General features: G+C 40.2%; 20 protein-coding genes. 10 read left to right on the top strand and 10 right to left on the bottom strand.

The window, feature by feature from the left end:
• Positions 1-66 precede the first annotated feature (66 nt).
• From cysD to EXE30_RS03190, 3 genes are all read right to left on the bottom strand, one after another.
• Positions 67-975: a sulfate adenylyltransferase subunit CysD gene (cysD, locus tag EXE30_RS03195; protein WP_121928410.1), complete on the bottom strand. Its 909-nt coding sequence runs from the start codon at positions 973-975 to the stop codon at positions 67-69.
• Positions 968-1,066, bottom strand: a complete 99-nt coding sequence (locus EXE30_RS16180; RefSeq protein WP_004668798.1) for a hypothetical protein — start codon at positions 1,064-1,066, stop codon at positions 968-970. The genes cysD and EXE30_RS16180 overlap by 8 nt, the downstream gene beginning before the upstream one ends.
• A gap of 255 nt (positions 1,067-1,321) precedes the next feature.
• A complete protein-coding gene (locus EXE30_RS03190) occupies positions 1,322-2,773 on the bottom strand; it encodes a capsule assembly Wzi family protein (protein WP_130161167.1) in 1,452 nt (483 codons plus the stop codon).
• Between the two features lie 168 nt (positions 2,774-2,941).
• Here EXE30_RS03190 and EXE30_RS03185 point away from each other — a divergent pair, with 168 nt between their 5' ends.
• Positions 2,942-3,439: a DUF2059 domain-containing protein gene (locus EXE30_RS03185; protein WP_130161166.1), complete on the top strand. Its 498-nt coding sequence runs from the start codon at positions 2,942-2,944 to the stop codon at positions 3,437-3,439.
• A gap of 65 nt (positions 3,440-3,504) precedes the next feature.
• Here EXE30_RS03185 and lysS read toward each other — a convergent pair whose 3' ends face one another.
• Together lysS and EXE30_RS03175 are read right to left on the bottom strand one after the other, a co-directional pair.
• The gene (lysS, locus tag EXE30_RS03180; protein WP_130161165.1) at positions 3,505-5,031 is read right to left on the bottom strand and encodes a lysine--tRNA ligase; all 1,527 of its coding nucleotides are present in this window, start codon (positions 5,029-5,031) and stop codon (positions 3,505-3,507) included.
• Positions 5,032-5,193: 162 nt separating this feature from the next.
• The gene (locus tag EXE30_RS03175; protein WP_130161164.1) at positions 5,194-5,631 is read right to left on the bottom strand and encodes an SRPBCC family protein; all 438 of its coding nucleotides are present in this window, start codon (positions 5,629-5,631) and stop codon (positions 5,194-5,196) included.
• Between the two features lie 347 nt (positions 5,632-5,978).
• Between EXE30_RS03175 and rubA the strand changes: the two genes are divergently transcribed.
• The 4 genes from rubA to oxyR all read left to right on the top strand — a co-directional run bounded on the left by rubA (position 5,979) and on the right by oxyR (position 9,343).
• Positions 5,979-6,143, top strand: a complete 165-nt coding sequence (gene rubA, locus EXE30_RS03170; RefSeq protein ID WP_004663059.1) for a rubredoxin RubA — start codon at positions 5,979-5,981, stop codon at positions 6,141-6,143.
• A 79-nt stretch (positions 6,144-6,222) separates the two neighbouring features.
• Positions 6,223-7,404: a rubredoxin reductase RubB gene (gene rubB / locus EXE30_RS03165; protein WP_121928415.1), complete on the top strand. Its 1,182-nt coding sequence runs from the start codon at positions 6,223-6,225 to the stop codon at positions 7,402-7,404.
• 82 nt (positions 7,405-7,486) lie between these two features.
• Complete coding sequence (locus EXE30_RS03160) at positions 7,487-8,431, top strand: alpha/beta fold hydrolase (protein WP_130161163.1); 945 nt, start codon at positions 7,487-7,489, stop codon at positions 8,429-8,431.
• 6 nt (positions 8,432-8,437) lie between these two features.
• Entirely contained in the window at positions 8,438-9,343 is a 906-nt protein-coding gene (oxyR, locus tag EXE30_RS03155) for a LysR family transcriptional regulator OxyR (protein ID WP_130161162.1), read from the top strand.
• Between the two features lie 62 nt (positions 9,344-9,405).
• Here oxyR and dusB read toward each other — a convergent pair whose 3' ends face one another.
• Positions 9,406-10,431, bottom strand: coding sequence for a tRNA dihydrouridine synthase DusB (gene dusB, locus EXE30_RS03150; RefSeq protein ID WP_130161161.1), 1,026 nt, complete (start codon positions 10,429-10,431; stop codon positions 9,406-9,408).
• An 82-nt stretch (positions 10,432-10,513) separates the two neighbouring features.
• Here dusB and EXE30_RS03145 point away from each other — a divergent pair, with 82 nt between their 5' ends.
• The 5 genes from EXE30_RS03145 to EXE30_RS03125 all read left to right on the top strand — a co-directional run bounded on the left by EXE30_RS03145 (position 10,514) and on the right by EXE30_RS03125 (position 16,320).
• Complete coding sequence (locus tag EXE30_RS03145; RefSeq protein ID WP_130161160.1) at positions 10,514-11,719, top strand: DUF1615 family protein; 1,206 nt, start codon at positions 10,514-10,516, stop codon at positions 11,717-11,719.
• Positions 11,686-12,378: an HAD-IB family hydrolase gene (locus tag EXE30_RS03140; RefSeq protein WP_130161159.1), complete on the top strand. Its 693-nt coding sequence runs from the start codon at positions 11,686-11,688 to the stop codon at positions 12,376-12,378. Before EXE30_RS03145 ends, EXE30_RS03140 begins: the two co-directional genes overlap by 34 nt.
• 51 nt (positions 12,379-12,429) lie before the next feature.
• Complete coding sequence (locus tag EXE30_RS03135; protein WP_130161158.1) at positions 12,430-13,551, top strand: ABC transporter ATP-binding protein; 1,122 nt, start codon at positions 12,430-12,432, stop codon at positions 13,549-13,551.
• A gap of 25 nt (positions 13,552-13,576) precedes the next feature.
• Positions 13,577-14,593: an extracellular solute-binding protein gene (locus EXE30_RS03130; protein ID WP_130161157.1), complete on the top strand. Its 1,017-nt coding sequence runs from the start codon at positions 13,577-13,579 to the stop codon at positions 14,591-14,593.
• A gap of 89 nt (positions 14,594-14,682) precedes the next feature.
• Complete coding sequence (locus EXE30_RS03125) at positions 14,683-16,320, top strand: ABC transporter permease (protein WP_165382355.1); 1,638 nt, start codon at positions 14,683-14,685, stop codon at positions 16,318-16,320.
• A 74-nt stretch (positions 16,321-16,394) separates the two neighbouring features.
• Here EXE30_RS03125 and proB read toward each other — a convergent pair whose 3' ends face one another.
• From proB to EXE30_RS03105, 4 genes are all read right to left on the bottom strand, one after another.
• Positions 16,395-17,528 (bottom strand): glutamate 5-kinase, encoded by a 1,134-nt coding sequence (gene proB, locus EXE30_RS03120; RefSeq protein ID WP_130161156.1) that lies wholly within the window; start codon positions 17,526-17,528, stop codon positions 16,395-16,397.
• 78 nt (positions 17,529-17,606) lie between these two features.
• Positions 17,607-18,824, bottom strand: a complete 1,218-nt coding sequence (gene cgtA / locus EXE30_RS03115) for an Obg family GTPase CgtA (protein WP_130161155.1) — start codon at positions 18,822-18,824, stop codon at positions 17,607-17,609.
• A gap of 115 nt (positions 18,825-18,939) precedes the next feature.
• Positions 18,940-19,620, bottom strand: a complete 681-nt coding sequence (locus EXE30_RS03110) for a hypothetical protein (RefSeq protein ID WP_130161317.1) — start codon at positions 19,618-19,620, stop codon at positions 18,940-18,942.
• Entirely contained in the window at positions 19,620-20,363 is a 744-nt protein-coding gene (locus EXE30_RS03105) for an MFS transporter (protein ID WP_130161154.1), read from the bottom strand. The genes EXE30_RS03110 and EXE30_RS03105 overlap by 1 nt, the downstream gene beginning before the upstream one ends.
• Positions 20,364-20,455: the final 92 nt, after the last annotated feature.

Here is a 20,455-nt window from a genome sequence, read left to right as displayed (position 1 = left end):
ATTCTTTAGAAATCGGTTTTAATCTCCCTAAATCCCTCTTTAAAAAGAGGGACTTGCTTAAGGAAATTAGAAATAACCTTCCTGCTTTTTCTTTTCCATCGAGCCGGCTTCATCATGGTCAATCATACGACCTTGACGCTCTGAACTGGTTGCTAAAAGCATTTCTTGGATAATTTCAGGCAAGTTATCCGCTTCAGACTCAACTGCACCTGTCAGTGGGTAACAACCAAGTGTACGGAAACGTACCGATTTCATTTGTGGAACTTCACCTTCTTTTAAACGCATACGCTCATCATCCACCATGATCAACGTACCACTGCGTTCAACCACTGGGCGAACAGCAGAGAAATAAAGCGGAACCAATTGGATATTTTCCAAGTAGATGTATTGCCAAATATCTAACTCAGTCCAGTTAGACAATGGGAAAACACGGATGCTTTCACCTTTGTTAACTTTACCGTTATAGAGATTCCAAAGTTCTGGACGTTGATTTTTAGGATCCCAACGATGTTTTGTATCACGGAACGAATAAACACGTTCTTTGGCGCGTGATTTTTCTTCATCACGACGTGCGCCACCAAAAGCTGCATCAAACTGGTATTTATCTAAGGCTTGTTTTAAGCCTTGAGTTTTCATGATGTCAGTATATTTCGAGCTACCATGATCAAATGGGTTGATACCTGCATCACGACCTTCTTTGTTTTGATGCACGATCAAATCAAAGCCATGTGTTTTTGCCATGTTGTCACGAAATGCGATCATGTCTTTAAATTTCCAACCCGTATCTACATGCAGAAGAGGGAATGGAAGTTTTGCTGGATAGAATGCTTTTAATGCAAGATGCAGCATCACCGCAGAGTCTTTACCGATTGAGTAAAGCATGACAGGATTTTCAAATTCGGCAGCAACTTCACGAATAATGTGAATACTTTCAGCCTCAAGTTGTTTGAGGTGCGTTAATCTATTTTCAGTCATGTACACTTACCTCCTTATCCATGTTACCCATAAAATCTATAAGTGGTATTAAACCACCACTTGGAAGACCGTGTGGAGGAACGAGTGCCATAACAACTCCAATTTTTCATGATATCAATATGCTTACTAGTGGCTTATTCGCCAGCCAGTAAAGTTTATTCATTATAATAATTTAGATCGACTTCTTTAGCTTGTTTTTTCATATCAATATGCAAAATTGTGATATGCAAACATCAATGAAATATCAACAAACCCGAATAACGTACGCTAAATATTTTAGGATTCACATGATTTTCATCATGCAAAAAAAGAAGCCTAGATAGGCCTCTTTTTCTACAAATAACGCTTAAAAACGGAACATATTTCGCTCTAACGGAATTTCCACACCGACTGAAACACCACCATCGTTTCCATTCACATCAGAGTCACTAACCCAACCATTAATTTTTAATGGAATCGTTGGTTTCACATAATGTGTCCACGTCAGGTCCAAACCTTTAAGTGTGTCAGCTTTAGGAAATGCTGCATTGTTATCCTCAACTCGCTGAGTCTGGCTAACTTTTGCATACATTACGCGACCACTTAAACGGTTCATGGTATCAAAGCGAATATCACCGCCTACCGAATACATTTGCCCATCACCACCCATCGCATGGCCAAGTGGAAAACCATGTTGATAGTAACCATCTCTATATACTGTATGACTATACGAAATACCTTTTGCACTACCATTGGTACGTGTATCTGCCCACTCAGCATAAAGTTGGTAAGGCATGTTGTTATAACTTGATGAGAAATCAGTACCAGCTAGGTACATCTTTTTCGCTGGTAAACCACCCGCTTCATCTTCACCCACATATTGTCCATAGACACCCACTGGAGTATCTAATAAGGACTGTAAGTTTAAACGAAAATCAAAGCCTGCAATTTGATTTGATGGATCTGCTTTCCCTGTTCCACCATTGTCTTTCGTTCCCAGCATTGCATCCCATAGTGAACTGAAGCTTTCAGGACGACCTTCACCACCCCACTGCAACATACGAGAAGCACCTAACTCCAAATATGGCAAAGGTTGAGCGGTTACGCGTAAACCGATTAATTTAGCATCTGGCACCGCTTCATAATCATCCAGCTGTCCAGCAAAAGCTTGATATTGCCAAGGACCTATCCAAGACAACCATTTTGTTTCAAAAGCATCTTGCACAGCACGCTGTGCAGTTACCCCATAAACTGGACGACTGGCATCACCACGAATCAAACTGCCATCATGCCCTGGTCCCCAATACGTCGGAATTTGACCTGCAATCAACCATTGATTCCAAAGTTTGCCCGCAATATACGAACCTTCAACGTTGACATCATGCCCATTATCAATCAACGGGTCTTTCTCCCCATTGACTCTGATTTTTGCATCCCAATTTTCACTGCCAGCATTAAACTCTAAAGCTGCTTGGTATTGAGATTTTTGGCTATCACCAAAGGCTTGTGGCACAGTTTTAAGATCAGTTCCCGCATGTAAACCCAGTTTAGCAGTTGCATTGTCAGCAGCTAATGCATGAACAACTGAATCCACAACTTTCTGTTGTGCTTTATTGTTCACTTGAGCCTGTGATAATGCACGTTTAATCTCATCACCGCTCATTGGCCATGTTGAGGTGCTGATTTGAATAACACCTTGTTGATTCAACCAATTCAAGTCAGTTCGTAAATTTTCATCATTCAACACAATGCCTTGTGCAAATGATGCAGAAGAAAGAGAAGCAAATAATGCGACATAAAGCGATTTTTTTAAAAACATATCTAAGCTGTTCTCAAATTTATTTATGAGCACATCATCGGTTTTTTATAGACTCTTTTCAATCACCAAACCAAACAATTACATTTCTTAACATGTGATAAAAAATTGACAGCGTTGGACATCACTGAGTACCCTTTATTTTTTCTTTAACCGTATTGAAATCATATAATGAAAAAACTTATTCCAACGCTTATCCTTGGCACAACGATTTGTATGCCAGCTTTTGCTCAACAAGCATCAAAAGAGTCAGTAAAAGAGTTATTAAAAATCACCAAATCGGAACAACTCATTGATCAATCCAACGAATACATCTCCAAATTCACAGCCTCAAGCATTGAACATATAACTCATGGTCAAGAAGTCAATGCTAGACAAAAGAAAGCCATTGAAAATTATAGTCAAAATATTGAAAACATCGTAAAACAGGATTTTACTTGGGCAAAATTAGAACCCGAAATGATTAAAATTTATGTTGAAGAGTTTACTCAAGAAGAAATCAACGGCATGCTTGAGTTTTACAAGACGCCTGTGGGGCAATCCACTATTAATAAAATGCCGATCGTCATGCAAAAAAGTATGCAAGTTGGATACCAGCAAATGGATGAATTAATGCCTAAAATCATGCGTGCAGCTGAAAAGCTGGAAAAAGAGATGCAGGAAAAATAATAAATAAAAGCACACATAAAAAAATAGCCACAAATCAGATGTGGCTATTTTTATTTGACTTAAAATTAATCTTTACGGCGCATATGCGGGAACAATAGAACGTCACGAATACTCGCTGCATTTGCAAACAACATCACTAAACGATCGATACCAATCCCTTGACCTGCAGTCGGTGGCAAGCCATATTCTAATGCTTCAATGAAGTCTGCATCGTAATGCATCGCTTCATCATCACCAGCATCTTTCTCTGCAACTTGTGCTTGGAAACGTTCAGCTTGATCGATCGGGTCATTTAACTCTGAGAAACCATTGGCCAATTCACGACCACCAATAAAGAACTCAAAACGATCTGTGATATGCGGATTATCATCATTACGGCGAGCAAGCGGTGAAGTTTCAGCAGGATATTCAGTGATGAATGTCGGCTGACGGAGTTTAGTCTCTACTGTTTCTTCAAACACGATGGTTTGTAATTTACCTAAACCAAAACCAGGTTTAACCTGCTCTTTTAAAACATCTTTGGTGAATTTTGCCAAGAATTCACGATCATTGACATTTTCAGGCGTGAAATCTGGATTATGCTCAAGAATCGCATCAAACATTGAGATTTTCTTGAATGGACCTTTGAAGCTATACACTTCTTCACCATAAGGCACATCAGTAGTACCCAGAATATCAAGGGCCAACTTTTCAAGCATTTTTTCAGTCAGTGTCATCAAGTCTTTATAGTCTGCATAAGCTTGATAGAACTCAATCATGGTGAATTCTGGGTTGTGACGGGTTGAAACACCTTCGTTACGGAAATTACGGTTAATTTCAAACACACGCTCAAAGCCACCAACAACCAGACGCTTTAAATATAACTCTGGCGCAACACGCAAATAGAGCTCCATATCTAAAGCATTATGATGCGTAACAAACGGCTTCGCAGATGCGCCACCCGGAATCACATGCATCATTGGTGTTTCAACTTCCATGAAACGTTCATTGATTAGATAGTTACGCATACCCGCGATCACTTGAGCACGAATCTCGAAAGTTCTGCGCGTTTCTTCATTTACGATCAAGTCTAAATAACGCTTACGATATTTTGCTTCGGTGTCAGTTAAGCCGTGGAATTTGTCTGGAAGTGGACGCAAAGATTTAGTGAGTAACTCAAAACCTTCAAGGTGGACATATAAGTCACCTTTACCCGAACGACCAATATAACCTTCTGCTGCAATGATATCGCCCAAGTCTAAGCTTTTAATCGTTTCTAAAACGTCTGCTGCTAAGCCTTTACGGTCAACATATAACTGGATACGACCTGTCATATCCTGAATCACAATAAATGATCCACGATTGAGCATGACACGACCGGCAAGTTTTACATAAACTTTTTCAGCACCTTCGATTTGTGCCTTATCTTGATCTTTGAATTGTTCTTGCAAGTCAGCCGTATAATGCTCACGTTTGAAGGTATTCGGCCAAGGGCTTTTGCCTGTCTGTTTTGCAGTCTCTTGGATTTGCTTTAATTTGGCATGACGCTGTGCGATTAAATCGTTTTCGGAAAGTATTTGTTCAGAAGTCGATTGAGCGTTTTGTTGCGCCATTTCTGCCTCGATTTAAGTAAAAAAATAAAGGCGAATAGAATAGCAGATCACAACCCATTTTCGTATCATTTCAGCTTTATAATCTCGAAAAAAGCGAATCTTTATCAATTTTCAGTGTTTTCGATCAGGTGATTACAATATAAATATCCAATAAAATTTAACTTATTTTTCAGCTAAATATTTCACCATTGCCAACCCTTGATCAAAGCCCTTATTCATCATTTCTGTATATTCTGGCTGAATATCCACTTCTACATGAAGCTGAGTACCCTCCTCGACATCAGTCAACAGATACTTTTCTAATGCACCAGCCCACGAGTTTGCATCATTACTTTCTAAGTCTTCTTTCCCATCCATAATGATACCCAGATGTTTAAAGACAACCGTATTCGACTCATCTAAATGTTCAATGGTAGACACCATGCCATTTCTATCACCATCTAAAAAATAGGTTTTGCCACCTACTTTCCAGTCTGTTTGCATCGTTGAACTACACGAAAAAAACTTTGTCCATGTTTGATAAGTTTCAGTTGTCCATAGCACATCCCAAACTTTCTGTTTAGGTGCATTTATTTTTATCGTATAAGTTAAGGTTTCCATGTATTGTTGCTCCATCTTGGTGGTGATAATTATGATATCTCAACTCCAAGTGTTCATTTTTCAATCAAACCATATTTATACATTTACACCTTTTTAAATTACATCGTCATATTTACGACCATAAAGATTAGAGTAATTGCACAAATAACAAGACTTTCAGCTAGAATTGCCATATTACTTTTCTCATAAATGATTAAACTCTTACATTTACTTTACTTAAAAGTCGTTCTGCGTAAAAATCTAACTCCCAATCAACACAAGTTTGTTGTATTGCAGCGATCGTAGCGACATTATGGAATAGTTTACTGAAAGGCAATTTGAGCATACCTATCAGTTTGGAGAGTCACATGAAAAAATATCAATGTATCGTTTGTGGGTGGATTTACGACGAAGCAGATGGTTGGCCACAAGACGGCATTGCAGCAGGAACTAAATGGGAAGACATCCCAGATGATTGGACTTGCCCAGATTGCGGCGTTTCAAAAGCTGATTTTGAAATGATTGAAATCTAAGATTGTCAAAAAAGGCCATGATCACATGGTCTTTTTTTCTATAATTTATTTTTAAATGAAAAAAATGTTGGAGAATATAATGCATCCTATCATCATCATCGGATCAGGTATGGCGGGTTATACCGTTGCTCGTGAGTTTCGCAAATTGAGCCCTGAACAAGAACTCGTTATGATCTGCGCAGATGATGCGGTAAATTATGCAAAACCAACATTATCCAATGCTTTTGCGGGAAAAAAGGCACCAGAGCAAATCGCTTTGGGTGATGCCGCAAAAATGGCAACCCAACTTAATATGCGTATTGAATCAGAAACGCTAGTCAAAGAAATCAATGCTGAAAACCATGAAATCATTTTAGAAAAAAATGGTGAAAGTATTACTCAGCCGTATTCAAAACTTGTACTTGCGGTCGGTGCAAATCCAATCCGTTTAGCCATTTCTGGTGACGGTAGTGATGATATTCATGTTGTAAACTCACTCATCGACTATCGCATATTTCGTGAAAACTTAGCGAAACGTAAAGACAAACGTGTAGTTATTCTTGGTGCTGGATTAATTGGTTGTGAGTTTGCGAATGACTTATTGCATAGCGACTATGACATCACAGTGATTGATCTTGCCCCACAACCGCTTGGTCGTTTGTTACCAAATCATGTGGCAGATGCATTTAAAACCAACTTAGAACAAGCAGGCATTAAGTTCGCCCTATCGACCACTGTAGAAAAAGTAACTAAAATTAATAATGGTGAAGACTACGAAGTTACTCTCGCCAACGGTAAAACCTTAATCGCTGATATTGTCCTTTCTGCGATCGGTCTTCAGCCCAACACAGCTTTAGCTAAATCAGCAAATATCCAGACCAGTCGCGGTATTATTACCAATACATTATTAGAAACCAGCCAAGCTGATATCTATGCTGTTGGTGACTGTGCAGAAGTAAATGGGACATTGCTTCCATTTGTGATGCCAATCATGCAACAAGCGCGTGCTTTGGCTAAAACACTGAGCGGTCAAAACACAACTGTGCATTATCCTGCGATGCCCGTTGCCGTTAAAACGCCTGCTGCCCCACTGACTGTTTTACCTGCACCTATCGATGTAGAAGTAAATTGGGAAACAGAAGAGTTTGATGATGGTATGCTTGCAAAAGCAAATGATGCCCAAGGAACATTAAGAGGTTTTGTCCTACTCGGTGCAACTGCAAGTAAACAACGTTTGACCTTAACCAAACTTGTTCCAGACTTAATTCCTGCACAAGTTTAATAGTTACAAATACGAGTTTGTTGCGAAATAAAGGCCAACAAACTCGTTATTTATAAAAATAATTCTACTCGGAACGAATACCATGAACAGTGCCTTTCAATTCAATGTGTCGCCATATACTTCATTTATGCAAGAAACCAAAGTAACTTTGGGCAATGGAATTGAGTTGCATGTTGAAGTTGGAGGCAATCCAGAACACCCAACGATCTTACTGATCATGGGATTGGGTGCTCAGATGCTGTTTTGGCCAGATTTCTTCTGCAAGTCACTGATCGACCAAGGTTTTCGGGTTATTCGTTTTGATAATCGGGATATCGGTTTATCTTCAAAAATTCGTAATAAAAAACAACGCCTCAACACCATGAAATTGATGAGTCGCTTTATGTTGGGCTTAGGAAATGAAGGTGCGCCTTATACGCTGTATGATATGGCCGATGATGTGGCAATGTTGATTGACCAATTAGGTCTCGGGAAAACCTATATTTTAGGTGCCTCAATGGGTGGCATGATTTCCCAAATCGTTGCAGCAAAATATCCTGAGAAAGTTGAAAAAGTTGGCTTATTATTTACCAGTAACAATCAGCCCTTTCTAAAATTACCACATCCGAAGCAACTTTTTAGTTTACTCGGTAAACCTGAAGCGCACGATGAAGAAGCAATTGTTAATCACAGTTTAAAAGTATTTCAAATTATTGGCTCGCCAGGTTATGTGAACCAACTCGAAACAATTCAAACCATTCGTAAATTATATCGCCGTAGTTTTTATCCAGCGGGTGTACTTCAACAATTTTTAGCAATATTATGTACGGGTTCTTTGTTACCTTTAAACAAGAATATTACTCAACCAACCTTGGTTGTACATGGTTCAAAAGATCGTTTGTTACCACCAAGTCATGGGAAAGCAGTTGCAAAAGCAATTTCTGGTGCTAAGTTTGAATTAATTCAAGGAATGGGGCATGATATTCCAGCACATTTCATTCCTCAACTTAGCGGTTTGTTTGTTCATCATTTTAGATCATCACACTAGGACACTATGGCTGCATTACCCTCATTAAGACAGCTATCATATTTAGTTACGTTGTCAGAAACATTACATTTTACTGAAGCAGCTCGCCGTTCATTTGTTACCCAGTCGACATTGTCTGGGGGAATTATGGAATTAGAGCGTCTGTTAGGTGGCGTCTTAGTTGAACGTGATCGTCAAAACGTTCGCTTAACTCCTTTAGGCGAACAAGTTGTGGCACGCGCACGTGTGTTATTGGCTGACGCACAGGACTTAATGCGCTTAAGTCGAGAAATGAGTGAACCGCTAACCGGTGATTTGCATCTGGGTATCATTCCAACCATTGCTCCGTTTATTTTGACTCAACTTCTTGATGAAGTTCATCAACACTTACCCAAAATCCAACTGCATCTCCATGAAGCACAAAGTGAAAAGATTGTAGAAAAGCTTGAACATGGCAATCTAGATATGATTGTGTTGGCGCTACCTTTTGATACACGTGGTTTAAAAGTTGCGGAAATTGCGAAAGAACATTTGTCACTTGTTTACAATAAAAATGACAGTAATGCGATTCATGCTAACAGTTTAGATGATCTTGATCTGACGCGTTTAATGTTACTCGAAGAAGGTCATTGTTTACGTGATCATGCTTTAAGTGCCTGCCCTGTCGGTGAGCGTAAAAATGATCACCGCTTAAAAGCAAGTTCCTTACCGACTTTAGTTGAGATGGTATCTTCTGATCTCGGCTTTACGTTGTTACCTGAGATCGCGATCAAGAACAGTATGTTGAGTGGCAATGATGCGATTGCGATAAAATCGATTCAGGATGCACCAAGCCGCACACTGGCATTGATTACCCGTAAAAGCACTCCACTACAAAGTGAGTTTGATGTGATCTTAGAGATCCTTAAAAAAATCACGTCACATTTAGAATAATTAAAAAGCCTGTAGTCGAGCAATTCAACTACAGGCTGCTTTAAATTCAGAAAGTCCAACAATCATTTAGTGTCTAACAAATTAACCTGCTCAATCTGCACATCACTCATGCGCTGACCTTGATCAAGCAATTGATCAAAATAAGACTCCACCACTTTTGCTTGATCGACCGTACTTTCAACCTTATACATATTTTGACGAAACTCATTACTTGAACGTAAACCTTTGGTGTACCAAGCAATATGTTTACGCGCAATACGACACCCTGAATACTCACCATAAAATTGATATAGCTCAGCCAAATGCCCCAATAAAACCATTTTAACTTCAGCAATATCTGGTGCGGCTAGATGTTCGCCCGTTGCTAGAAAATGACCAATTTCTCTAAATATCCAAGGACGACCCTGCGCAGCTCGGCCAATCATAATGGCATCTGCCCCTGTATAGTCCAAAACATATTTTGCTTTTTCTGGACTATCGATATCACCATTCGCTATTAATGGAATATTTATGCTTTCTTTAACCTGTTTGATCAACTCATAACGCGCATGATTTAAATACATGTCTTCGCGGGTTCGTCCATGCAACGCTAAAGCAGCGATCCCGGCTTGTTCTGCACGTTTAGCAACACGTAGAATATTTTCTTCGCCGTTTAAGAAACCAAGTCGGGTTTTTAAAGTTACAGGAACGTCAACTGCTGTTACCACAGCATCTAAAATACGAGCCACCAAATCTTCATCTTGCAATAACGCAGAGCCTGCGAGTTTGTTGCAGACTTTTTTTGCTGGGCATCCCATATTGATATCAACAATTTGCGCACCATTGGCAACTTGGTAACGCGCAGCTTCAGCGAGTTGCTCTGGATCAGAACCGGCAATTTGGGCAGAAATAGGCGCAAGCTCACCATCGAAATTCGCTCGATATAAGCTTTTTTTGGTCATGCGTAAGGTTTTATCTGCTGTCATCATTTCACTAACAGCATGCCCTGCACCAAAGTATTTACACAACGTTCTAAATGGTCGGTCGGTCACCCCCGCCATAGGAGCGACAATCAAATTATTAGACAGTTGGTAGGAACCAATATACATATATTTTCTTACATTTTTTGATCAGCATAGTATACTTCATTCGCCCATTCAGCTCATCTTTTTATGCGGTGTTGTCCTAATTATGAACAAAGCGTCTCCGACTCATCCTTTATTAAAAGCGATGAGCATTCTTGCAGTATGTGTTGGTTTAACCGCTTGTGATAATGCATGGTGGTCAAATAGTAAAGAACCTGAAATGCAAGCTGAGCACATTAAAAAAGTCATTCCGTCACGTGTGAATGATCGTCAATCGTGGGCACAAGATATTCATGACATTATGCAGGAATTAAGTATTCCTCAAACCAAACAAAATGTTTGCAGCATTGTCGCTGTGGTGGATCAAGAGTCAAATTTTGTTGCAGATCCTCAAGTAGCTGGCTTAGGTGAAAAAGCAGTCCATGAAATTAATAGTCGTTTAAGTGAGAAATTTGAAGCCAAACTAGGTGAAAATATAGGTGGCACGATTGCAGGTTACTTTGAAGAAGTTTTAAAAAATCAGCCTTCACCTGAAGATAACTACATGCGTCAGATGCGGAAAGTTAAAACTGAACGCGAGCTTGATTTACTCTACCGAGAAATTTTTGCTTATATGGCAAAGCATTATCATATTAGTGCTTTAACAGGTGCAGCCAAGTTGGTGGGTCAAGACATCAGTGAAAAGATGAATCCAATTACCACACTTGGTTCAATGCAAGTCCACATCAATTATGCCAAAGAACATAAACGTATCGGTATGAACACTGCTGAATTACGCAACGACTTATATACTCAATACGGCGGCTTATATTATGGGATTCATCGTTTAATGGTTTATCCAGCCGATTATGATAAAGCAATTTATCGTTTCGCTGATTATAACTCAGGAATGTATTCTAGCCGTAATGCTGCATTCCAAAGTATGTTGGATGCATTAACAGACATAGAAATTGGTTTAGACGGTGATCTGCTCATTTATAATAAAGATGGCAATATCCGCGCTACGCAAAGTCAGACTGAAAAAGCATTGATCTCAGTTTTTGCTGCAAATAATGTTTTGGTCACACCGCGTCAAGTGCGTAGTGATCTCAAAAAAGAAAAATCAAAAAAATTAGAAAATACCCAAACTTATCTTGCGCTACAAAATTTATATCAAAGCAAAACAGGGAAAGACGCAAAATATGCGATCATGCCCCAAGTTGTGATTTCAGGTCCTAAGCTGAGTCGTGATTATAATACTAATTGGTTTGCAAGCCGTGTAAATGGACGATATGAGACATGCATGCAAAGAGCAAAACAGATAAAACTTTAAACCTTGCGTTATTTGATTTTGATGGAACACTTTATCCAAAAGATAGTTTTACTGGGTTTATTTTCTTCACCCTACCAAAACACCATATCGCAACCCGAGGCATAAAAATATTGCCTTGGGTTCTTGCATATTATTTGGGTTTCTATCCGGCTCATGCCATGCGACCGCGTTTATTTCAAAGCATGTTTAAAGGAATTGCTGCGGACATACCACAACGTTTGGCACCAACCTATGCACAAAAAATCATTAAAGAGTTAGATCAAGACCTACTTCAACAACTCTATTTACACCAGCAACGTGGTGATCATGTGGTTCTGGTCTCTGCGTCAGTTGACTTATATTTAGCACCGATTTGTGAATTTCTAAATATCGAATTGATTTGCACTCAAACAGAAATTAAGAATGGCATTTTATCAGGTAATTATAATTCTAAAGATTGTAGTTGCGAACAAAAGAAACTCAGAGTAATGCAAGAATATAATTTGGACAATTATCATCAAATCTATGCATATGGTAATAGTCATGAAGATCTTGAAATGTTCAGCCTCACAGATCAACACTTTATGGTTGGTCGTGACAATGCTCTACCTCGTTTAATCAATACCCATCATATTGATGATATCCAACGGCAAAAGAAATTAGAAAAAGACTCTACATGAGAAGAATTATTAGTTATCATTTGCACAAATAAATCCTATTGTGAATTGACCATGAATGCTCATACTGCACCTCAGGCCAATGTCTTAACTATCCAGCAATTGAGCAAACAATATGGCTCACGATTTGCTGTGAATCAAGCTACTTGGTCTGCTACCAGTGGGCAAATCATCTGTTTACTTGGGCATTCTGGTTGTGGCAAAACGACAATGCTACGCCTTATTGCAGGTTTAGAAACGCCAAGTAGTGGTTCAATTCAACTCGAACAAAATGTTTTATGGAATGCTCAACAGCAGATTCCCGCTGAAGACCGTAATATTGGCTTAGTGTTTCAAGACTATGCGCTTTTCCCACACTTGAGCGTGTTGGAAAATGTCATGTTTGGATTAAAAAAATTCCCAAAACAACAACGACAAGACATAGCAGAACAAGCCCTAAAACATGTTTCTATGCATCACCATTTACACAGTTATCCTTATACCTTATCTGGTGGTGAGCAACAGCGTGTGGCTTTGGCACGTGCCCTTGCACCAAAACCGCATGTCCTACTCATGGATGAACCTTTTTCAAATCTAGATCACCGTTTACGAGATCAAATCAGACAAAGTACCATCGAAATTTTAAAAAAAACAGCCACGACAACGATTATCGTGACTCATGATCCTGAAGAAGCCTTACAAATTGCAGATCAAATTATTCTGATGCACCAAGGCAAGATTATTCAGATCGGCACGCCTAAACAGCTTTATTTACAACCAAAAACCCTATTTGCCGCACGTTACTTCTCAGCTTTAAATGAAATACCAGCCCAAAAAGATGAGCAGCTCCTTGTTACCTGTTTTGGGGTTGCACCGCTTCCTCAACATTTAAAGCAGATTCAACAATCGATTCAATGTTGTTTTCGCCCTCATCAACTCAACGTTTTTCGCGTACCAACGGAAGGTGCTTTAGCTGCAAAAGTGATTTCATCGAGTTTCATGGGGCACACGCAATTATTGCGTTTACAGCTTGATATTGGCGAAACAACATTACTCGCTCAAGTTGACCATCTTCAAAATTATGCTGAAGCTGAACAAGTGTATGTGTCTGTAGATTTAACAACATGTTTTTTCTACGCATCTGATGACAGTCTCAACACTGATCAGCTCAATACCAAACAAACACTTCAAGTTTAAACCTTGTGATTAGGAATTATAAAAAATGAAAGTACTCTCTAAGCGTCATATTGTTTTAACAGGACTCATTGCACTCAGTAGTAGCTGGGTACAAGCAGCTCAAGTCAATCTGTATACCACGCGCGAACCAGTTTTGATTCAACCACTGTTACAAGAATTTAGCGAAAAAACTGGCGTTAAGGTGAATACTGTTTTCATCAAAGATGGTTTGCTCGAACGTGTTAAAGCAGAAGGTCGTCGCTCTCCTGCCGATGTCATGCTTACGGTTGATTTTGGTAATTTAGTCGATATCGTTGAAAGTGGTTTAACTCAACGTGTCAACTCAAAAGTTCTCGATCGTGCTATTCCAGGGAATTTACGTGCTGCAAATGGACACTGGTATGCCTTATCTATGCGTGCACGTGCAGTATATGCCTCAAAAGATCGCACTCCGCTCACTGCGATAAATTATGAAGATTTAGCCGATCCAAAATGGAAAGGTAAAATCTGTATTCGCTCTGGGAATCATTCATATAACACCAGTTTAATTGCAGCCTACATCACCCACCATGGTGAAAAAGCCACTGAACAATGGCTTCGTGGGGTAAAAGCGAATTTGGCACGTCCAGCGAGTGGTGGTGACCGTGACGTTGCGCGAGACATTCTCGGTAAGATTTGTGATATTGGTGTTGCCAATACTTATTATGTTGGAACGATGCGCACGGGTGACGCTGAACAACAACGTTGGGGCAATGCGATCAATGTGGTATTACCACGTTTTAAAAATGGTGGTACGCATGTCAACGTTTCAGGTGCAGTGGTCGCAAAACATGCTCCAAACCGTAAAGAAGCAGTTCAACTTCTTGAGTTTTTAGCATCAGATCATGCTCAAGCAATTTATGCGCAAAGTGGTTTTGAATACCCAGTCAAAACTGGCGTTAAAATTGATCCAATTATTGCTAGCTTCGGTAAACTTGAAGTGGACAAAATTAGACTCAGTGATATTGCACGTCATCGTAAAACAGCCAATCTTTTAGTTGATAAAGTTCAATTTAATCACTAAATCTTGTCCGAATAACAGGTGACAAGTGATGTGTCACCTGTTTAGAAAATAGTTGAACTCTCCTTCTCTTCAGTCTACTCATACCCTCGATGATGAAAAAGAAATATACCTTTAATTTATTATTTTCACTCAGTGGGTTATTGACGCTGCTGGCTTGTTTACCCATATTGGCGTTAATCGTAACGGCGTTACAAGGCAATAGTGATATTTGGGAACATCTGCTCCGTTATGTCCTCCCTCCTACATTGGTCGATACCACTTTATTATTGTTTGGTGTGGGTATACTCACCATTTTAATCGGAACAGGCAGCGCATGGTTAGTTACTGCTTATCAATTTCGCGGTCGAGCCTTTTTAGACTGGGCGCTATTGCTCCCTCTCGCAGTACCCACCTACATTATTGCGTATAGCTATATTGATATCTTACATCCCATTGGGCCGTTACAGAGCCTACTCGGTGGCTGGTTTGGCTGGGAAGCCCAACCTGCGTGGTTTCCCAATATCCGCTCAGTGTGGGGCTGTATTTTTTTATTAAGTTTTGTGTTGTATCCCTATGTCTATTTAAGCACACGCGCTATGTTTCTAATGCAATCAGCCAGCCTGATTGAAGTGGCTCGTAGTCTGGGACTTAAGCCAAATCAAGTTTTTCTTCGTGTCGCCATTCCACTAGCACGACCTGCAATTGCGGTAGGTGCGAGTTTAGCCTTGATGGAAACCATTAATGATATCGGCGCGACTGAATTTTTAGGGGTTAAAACATTAACCTTGTCGATCTATTCAACATGGACTAACCAATCTGATTTGGCCAGTGCTGCCCAAATTGCGATCTTTATGTTAATGATCATTACTTTATTGGTGATCGTAGAAAGGCTGGGACGACGTAAACAACGTTATATGAACTCAGCCCAGCGCAGCCGACTAATGCCTGCCCAAGCGGTCACAGGAACCAAAGCGCTGTTATTTCTAGGACTGGGATTAATTCCAATCTGTATCGGATTTCTTATTCCAATCAGTCATTTATTGGTTGAATCGTATAAACGCTTTCAGTACGCTGGTTTCTCAGATTATTTATTACAAGCCTCGATTAATACGTTAAGTTTGGCAAGCCTAGCGACTATAATCACGATTTTTATCGGTTTCTTGATCGTCAGTGCTGCTCGCTTTAGCCAGAACACCTGGTTCAGCCGCATATCTAGCTTGGGTTATGCGATTCCAGGTACAGTGCTCGCAATTGGGTTAATGCTGTCTTTAGGAAAAATCGACCATGCAGTCGCTGACTTTCTCGAATTTAAACTTGGTATTCATACTGGTCTATTATTTTTAGGCACTACTTTTACCCTAATTTATGCTTATTGCGTCCGTTTCCTCGCGATTGCAATTGGTGGAATTGAATCTGGTTATAATCGTATTCATGGTGTCTTTGATGATGCTGCACAGAATTTAGGGCAGAAGAAATTTGGTATGTTATGGCGGGTTCATCTGCCCCTATTAAGACCTGCGATCATATCAGCAGCATTATTGATCTTTGTTGACTGTATGAAAGAGCTACCTGCTACGTTATTGCTTAGACCACTCAATATGGAAACGCTCGCAACCCAACTCTATGCTGAAGCCTCAAGAGGCACTTATGAAGATGGTGCTATCGCTGCCTTACTCATTGTATTGGTGGGGCTCATTCCAGTGATATTACTGGCACGAATGGGCAAGAATATTCAACAGCAAAAATAACCCCCAAAATTTAGGCACAAAAAAAGACTTCTGATTAAGAAGTCTTTTTTTGTGCTAGCAAAGCAATATTTAGATTAGTAAATCGCCATATGGTTACGATGAATCATTTCCAATGAACGTGCTTCACCTAAGAGTTGATGCACTTTATCAGAACTCAGCCCTTTAACTAGATCCGCTGAGCGGGAACTAAAATTGACCCGTCCAACCGCGATGCGCTGTCCTTTCTGATCAACACACTCAACCACGTCGCCACGATCAAAATGTCCCTCAATCGCTTTTACGCCGACTGGCAATAAACTGCGATGCTTGAGTTTGATTGCTTCAACCGCACCAGCATCAATCACTAAACGCCCTGCAGTTTGCAAATGTGCAGCTAACCACTTTTTGTTTGCAGTGACACGATCATTATCAGTGGTGAACAAAGTACCTAACATTTCGCCAGCCATCAAACGTGCAAGAACACCCTCACTTTCACCACTGGCAATTAATGTTGGGCAACCTGAACGTGCAGCCAAACGCGCAGCTCGAACTTTGGTCAGCATACCGCCACGACCAAATACACCACCACCACCTGCCATTTCAAACAAACTGTCATCCAGTGCACGCACAGCAGAAAAGAGCTTCGCATTTGGGTTACTACGAGGATCAGAGTCAAACATTCCTTGTTGATCAGTCAAAATAATCAACAACTCAGCCTGTACCTGACCAGCAACCATTGCCGCCAACGTATCATTATCCCCGAAACGAATTTCGTCCGTCGACACAGTGTCGTTTTCATTAATCACGGGGATCACGCGCCAATCAATCAAGTTTTGCAATGCATCACAAGAATTGAGATAACGGCGACGATCTGCGAGATCATCATGGGTGAGTAACACCTGCGCTGTTTTTATTCCATGTTGATCCAATACGCTTGACCATGTATGAATCAAGCCCATCTGACCGATGGCAGCACAAGCTTGCAAACTGGGTAGATCAGTGGGTCGACTCGCAAATTTCATGCGCACCATCCCTTCTGCAACTGCACCAGACGACACGAGTATAATTTCATGTCCAGCATTGTGTAGATCTGCAATTTGTTTCGCCCAATGCGAAATTGCATTTAAATCTAGACCTTGCCCATTTGCAGTGAGTAAAGATGATCCGATTTTAACAACGATTCGTTTACACGTATTGAGCTGACGTTGCACATCGACCACTTCTATCATTTTTTCCTCAAATTTGCTTTCCCCTGAGATGCGACAGAACATCGCAACAGGGGGAACTAAAGGGGGTTCATCAAAAGCTTAGTCACGAATATAGACGCTTTCTACGTCGCCATCGTCTTCATCATCATCAAAGTCTTCATCATCGTTTAGGTCAGCTTCACGCTGAGCCTTACGCATTGCACGATAAGCTTCTTTTGCGGCGATGGTTTGTTCACGTGTCTCAGCTTCAAGCTGCTCACGGAATGCCTTGATCTCTGCTGCATACTCTGGATCTTCAACTTCGCGTTCACGTTGTTGTTCGATTTGATCCATGAGGTAATAAACGACTTCTTTGGTTCCTTCAGCAAGTAAACCAGAAGTTTTGAATACAGGTCCTGTCCACTGCAATTCATTTAGGATGTGCTGACACCACTCTTCTCTTGAATCTTCAGCAATTTGATCAAGTTTATTTAGTACGAGAACAACTGGAAGTTTAGCTAGGGTTGGAGAGAATTTCTCTAACTCAGCCGCAATTACTTTAGCATTATGCGCTGGATCAGAACCATCAATCGGCTCTACATCTACGATATGTAAAAGAATACGGGTACGTGCCAAATGTTTAAGGAAGCGAATCCCGAGACCAGCACCTTCTGCAGCACCTTCAATCAATCCTGGAATATCAGCCATCACAAATGAACGATGACGATCAGCATCGACCACACCTAAGTTAGGCACCATCGTGGTAAATGGATAATCTGCGACCTTTGGCTTTGCTGCACTGACTGCACGAATTAAAGTAGATTTACCAGCATTTGGCATACCTAACAAACCGACGTCCGCAAGTACTTTTAATTCTAAACGTACTTCACGATATTCGCCTTTAATCCCTGTGGTACTTTTACGAGGTGCGCGGTTGGTTGATGATTTAAAGTGGGTATTACCTAAACCACCATCACCACCTTGAGCAACTTTTACGCGCTGACCATCAGCCACCAAGTCACCAATAATGTCACCAGATTCGATATCAACAATCGTCGTACCCACTGGAACTTTCAAAATAACGTCTTCACCGCCACGTCCTGAACAATTCGCACCAGAACCATTTTTGCCTCGTTCTGCACGATAGCGACGTGTATAACGGAAGTCTACCAGTGTGCTGGTATCATCATCGGCTTGGATATAAATACTTCCACCACGGCCCCCATCCCCACCATCTGGGCCACCAAAAGGGACAAATTTTTCACGGCGAAAACTGGCTACGCCATTGCCACCGTCGCCAGCCTCTACGGTTATGACTGCTTCATCAACAAAGCGCATGTGCCAATCCTCTAAATTCTGTAAAACGGGATATATTGCCACATTTTCGTAAATTTCTCGAATGTTAAAATGAGCAAATGTGCTTTAGGCTGCAAAAAAGTGTGATTTCATTCTTTTAAGGTCTCACATTCTTCAATGGCACGTCCATTTGCATCTCTAAATTTGCTTTTGTCTCTTGGACCGAGTTAAACATCGTGGCATTGAACGATGAAATCTCATTCATATTGATTGTATCGTTAATATTAAAACTCGGATTAAATTGGTGTTTAATCGGTAAATTGATTGATTCATCGAAAGCAAAATGTACAGGCCCATCAAATACAATTTTTACAGGTACGGTATACGCACGCTTTATCTGAAATGGAACATCCAACTTTACAGGAATATTTAATTTTAAAGGAAATTGAGGCAGAAGTTTCTTCTGATAGATGAGATCCGTCGTGGTCTCGATTGGCATCATCTGATCGACTTTAAGTGTAGTCTCATAGTTAATATTCACCGTAATCGGTGTCTCTACTTCAAAACGCAGATCTGCTAAGTATTTCCCCTGCAAATGTAATTGCAACGTTCGATCCATCATTAGAACGCTCTTCAACTCACCCACAGATTTAACTTCTAGATGATCACCAACCTGAATCTTGGTGGAGAGTGACTCAGGCAAGTGAATATCTGCTTGTTGTGCAGACACCATCACAGATGCTTGGATATTGAGATAGAACCAAAACAAAATTGCAATCAATGTGGTTAATATGACAAAACTGATCAGCACACTTTTAAATGATTTAAGCATCAGCATCATTCACCTGCTTTCCCATCTTTTTTATTTAAATTCGCATCGACAGACTGAGATTGCACGCGATCTAAATACATACTTGAGAGAGGAATCTTGAGTTCACCCTTTGCAATTTTGACAGGCAAAGTATTCTTGACATCAACAGAAGCATTCAATTCTGAAGTAATCGGGACATTCAATTTACCTTGAATTGGAATATTGGCATTGAGTTGTGTTTGCAATGGTATATTCAAATTCTCTTTTAAAACTGTTTTTACGGGCGCATTAAATTTTAAATGCACTTTCTGCTGTAACGGCACTTGGATATCAATTGGGACATCGAGCTGCAAAGGAATAGAGCCTTTTAAAGGTAATGTCACGTCTTTACCTAGAATTTTGACCTGTACCTTTGTATCTATCGGTAAATTTTGATTGACCTTAATCACCTCTTTAACTGGAATCATGGTACTGATCGGAACCAAACTATCAAAATACACACGCGGTGTTAGCGTCTGAGTTAAAGCAACATTCAATTGTTCATTAATCGGAATTTGCGCATCGACACGACCATTGACCGCTACATCCAATGCATCTTTGACTTTTACCCGAACCTGCAAAGGCTCTTGTAAATCAATGGCGACATGCTGATCTTTTAATGGAATATTGATATTAAAGTGTTTAAACACCCACATCGCAATATAGACGCCACATAAGTTGGCAATAATAATCAAAGCAAAAACTGCAAATATACGTTTAAACTGCAACAATGAAGTATCCCTAACTAATCGATTCCCTTTCTCATTATTCTCAACGATTTTTGTGTTTTAATCTGCTTGTATTCTGTACAGTCAATAAAAAA

It is taken from the genome of Acinetobacter halotolerans (assembly GCF_004208515.1).
GTDB lineage: Bacteria > Pseudomonadota > Gammaproteobacteria > Pseudomonadales > Moraxellaceae > Acinetobacter > Acinetobacter halotolerans.
Note: the sequence above shows the minus strand (reverse complement) of the source record. Positions and strands in the feature narration are given on the sequence as shown.

Coding starts and splice junctions, on each gene's coding strand:
- cysD (WP_121928410.1), bottom strand. CDS start 975: ATGACTGAAAATAGATTAACGCACCTCAAACAACTTGAGGCTGAAAGT.
- EXE30_RS16180 (WP_004668798.1), bottom strand. CDS start 1,066: ATGGCACTCGTTCCTCCACACGGTCTTCCAAGTGGTGGTTTAATACCA.
- EXE30_RS03190 (WP_130161167.1), bottom strand. CDS start 2,773: ATGTTTTTAAAAAAATCGCTTTATGTCGCATTATTTGCTTCTCTTTCT.
- EXE30_RS03185 (WP_130161166.1), top strand. CDS start 2,942: ATGAAAAAACTTATTCCAACGCTTATCCTTGGCACAACGATTTGTATG.
- lysS (WP_130161165.1), bottom strand. CDS start 5,031: ATGGCGCAACAAAACGCTCAATCGACTTCTGAACAAATACTTTCCGAA.
- EXE30_RS03175 (WP_130161164.1), bottom strand. CDS start 5,631: ATGGAAACCTTAACTTATACGATAAAAATAAATGCACCTAAACAGAAA.
- rubA (WP_004663059.1), top strand. CDS start 5,979: ATGAAAAAATATCAATGTATCGTTTGTGGGTGGATTTACGACGAAGCA.
- rubB (WP_121928415.1), top strand. CDS start 6,223: ATGCATCCTATCATCATCATCGGATCAGGTATGGCGGGTTATACCGTT.
- EXE30_RS03160 (WP_130161163.1), top strand. CDS start 7,487: ATGAACAGTGCCTTTCAATTCAATGTGTCGCCATATACTTCATTTATG.
- oxyR (WP_130161162.1), top strand. CDS start 8,438: ATGGCTGCATTACCCTCATTAAGACAGCTATCATATTTAGTTACGTTG.
- dusB (WP_130161161.1), bottom strand. CDS start 10,431: ATGTATATTGGTTCCTACCAACTGTCTAATAATTTGATTGTCGCTCCT.
- EXE30_RS03145 (WP_130161160.1), top strand. CDS start 10,514: ATGAACAAAGCGTCTCCGACTCATCCTTTATTAAAAGCGATGAGCATT.
- EXE30_RS03140 (WP_130161159.1), top strand. CDS start 11,686: ATGCATGCAAAGAGCAAAACAGATAAAACTTTAAACCTTGCGTTATTT.
- EXE30_RS03135 (WP_130161158.1), top strand. CDS start 12,430: ATGAATGCTCATACTGCACCTCAGGCCAATGTCTTAACTATCCAGCAA.
- EXE30_RS03130 (WP_130161157.1), top strand. CDS start 13,577: ATGAAAGTACTCTCTAAGCGTCATATTGTTTTAACAGGACTCATTGCA.
- EXE30_RS03125 (WP_165382355.1), top strand. CDS start 14,683: ATGATGAAAAAGAAATATACCTTTAATTTATTATTTTCACTCAGTGGG.
- proB (WP_130161156.1), bottom strand. CDS start 17,528: ATGATAGAAGTGGTCGATGTGCAACGTCAGCTCAATACGTGTAAACGA.
- cgtA (WP_130161155.1), bottom strand. CDS start 18,824: ATGCGCTTTGTTGATGAAGCAGTCATAACCGTAGAGGCTGGCGACGGT.
- EXE30_RS03110 (WP_130161317.1), bottom strand. CDS start 19,620: ATGCTGATGCTTAAATCATTTAAAAGTGTGCTGATCAGTTTTGTCATA.